Origin of the sequence: Paraburkholderia ultramafica (genome assembly GCF_902859915.1) — a bacterium.
GTDB lineage: Bacteria > Pseudomonadota > Gammaproteobacteria > Burkholderiales > Burkholderiaceae > Paraburkholderia > Paraburkholderia ultramafica.
In genome coordinates this window covers 1-1,641 of sequence record NZ_CADIKK010000132.1, presented here as the reverse complement: position 1 = coordinate 1,641, position 1,641 = coordinate 1, and the positions used below count along the sequence as shown (strand labels likewise).

At 55.3% G+C, this 1,641-nt stretch carries 2 protein-coding genes; one reads left to right on the top strand and one right to left on the bottom strand.

Features of this window, described 5'->3' with window-relative positions; genetic code table 11:
- Positions 1 to 153 precede the first annotated feature (153 nt).
- Positions 154 to 1,356 carry an extracellular catalytic domain type 1 short-chain-length polyhydroxyalkanoate depolymerase gene (locus HV744_RS36515; protein ID WP_175154076.1) on the bottom strand — a complete coding sequence of 401 codons (1,203 nt, stop codon included), beginning with the start codon at positions 1,354 to 1,356 and terminating at the stop codon, positions 154 to 156.
- A 32-nt stretch (positions 1,357 to 1,388) separates the two neighbouring features.
- Here HV744_RS36515 and HV744_RS36510 point away from each other — a divergent pair.
- On the top strand, positions 1,389 to 1,641 hold a 253-nt coding region (locus HV744_RS36510), incomplete at its 3' end, for a hypothetical protein (protein ID WP_175154075.1).

The following is a 1,641-nucleotide window of genomic DNA, read 5'->3' as shown; positions in this document are numbered from 1 at the left end:
CAACAGTCGCTATCTTCATGATGAACGCTCCTTTGCCGTGGACGTCACGACCGCTCCACTCTGGCATAAACCTCTCGCTGCGTAGCGGGAGTCGTCCATCACATCAGAACCTCACTCCACCCCCATGGCGACTGGTCGACAAAGCCCAACCGTCTATGGGATGATTCCCCAAAATTTTGAAATGAAGAAGCTGGAACAAATTCCTGCTGAGAGAACGAAGGGAGCGGGCTTGCCGCACTGGTCGTCTCCCGGACCGGGATCGATCGGTGTACCATGATTCATACCTTGGACAAAAAACGCTTCGACCATGGCCTTGCCATTGTTGTCCTGAAATACCTGATGGCGGGTGTGTCCCTTGATGGTCTCATCGACTTGCGGTGTCTGGCTGACACCTAGCAGGTTCGTCCATTGCCTGATCAGCGCAGTTTCGTCCTGTGGGTTCACGGTATCGTCGGCAGTGCCCTGCCAGATGGAAACGCGCGGGAAGGGCCCCTTGAAGTTGGGGTCGCTTGTGACCAGGGCGTTCCTGACCAAATCGCCCCACTGCTGTGGTGTCAAATCCTTTACCGGGACCGACGCTGCCTGGTGGCTTAGGCTGACCCCGCATTGCTGAGTCGCCTCGTCCGAAGTCTTTGCGCATCCATCAGGTATTCCCGCAATAACACCTCCGCCGGCAAAAATTTCTGGGTACGTCGCCAGCATGACGGCTGCCATACCGCCACCAGCGGATAAACCGGTCACATAGACCCGGTTCTTGTCGATATTTAACTTCGAATCCGCCAGCATCTTGTCGATCATCTGTTTGATCGATAACGCCTCGCCTTGGCCACGCTGATTGTGGTTCGAGTCGAAAAATCTGAAGCAGAGGGAGCTGTTGTTTACCAGCTGTTGTTGCGGCATGAGCATTGCGAAATGAAATTTATTGGCGAACTGGACCCAGCCGGTTTCGTCAATGTAATTCGTTGCGTTCTGCGTACAGCCGTGGAGTACAACGACCAACGGGCGCGATGCAGCCAGATTTTGGGGTACGAACGTAAACATACGTAGGTTTCCCGGATTCGATCCGAAGCTGGTGACTTCGCTTTCGCCCGGTAAGAGCTGCACCGGGCAACCCGGCAGATTCGGGAAGAAAGCGCACCAGCTCGTGGGAACAAAAACGAACCCCGCTGGAGCATGCGCGGCTGGAGGGAGCTTGAGCTTGCTATCTAGCTTGGGCTGCCCACCAGGGGGCTGGGCCGCCGCGGTCCATGGGGTCAGCGGCAGAGCCAGCAGCAGGGCGAGCATCCATTGTTTGAATGATGCTCTCATGAACTCGGCGCGCCGGAGCGCTCTCAATATAGGCAATAACGTATTCATCGCATTTCTCGTTGAAGTCTTGGAGAGGAGAATTGAGCGTCATGATTTCTAGTTTTGCTATTTCAAACGTCATGATCGCGTCTCTTTATACTCGCGCTATGGGGAAGGATGGGCGATTAATTGTAGAAGCGGACTGCATAGTTACTCAGCTTTGCGGCATTTCCCTACCCGCGTCGGATCTGGCCACGCGCATGGAACTGTTCGACTTCGTCGTGCAGGAATTGCGTCGGCGCGAACCTCAGGATGCGCGCCGTATCCGCCGGGTACGTGTTGCACTACAGAACC

What these genes read in the sequence shown, in the direction of transcription:
- HV744_RS36515 (WP_175154076.1), bottom strand. Translation starts at nt 1,356, where the DNA reads ATGAATACGTTATTGCCTATATTGAGAGCGCTCCGGCGCGCCGAGTTC.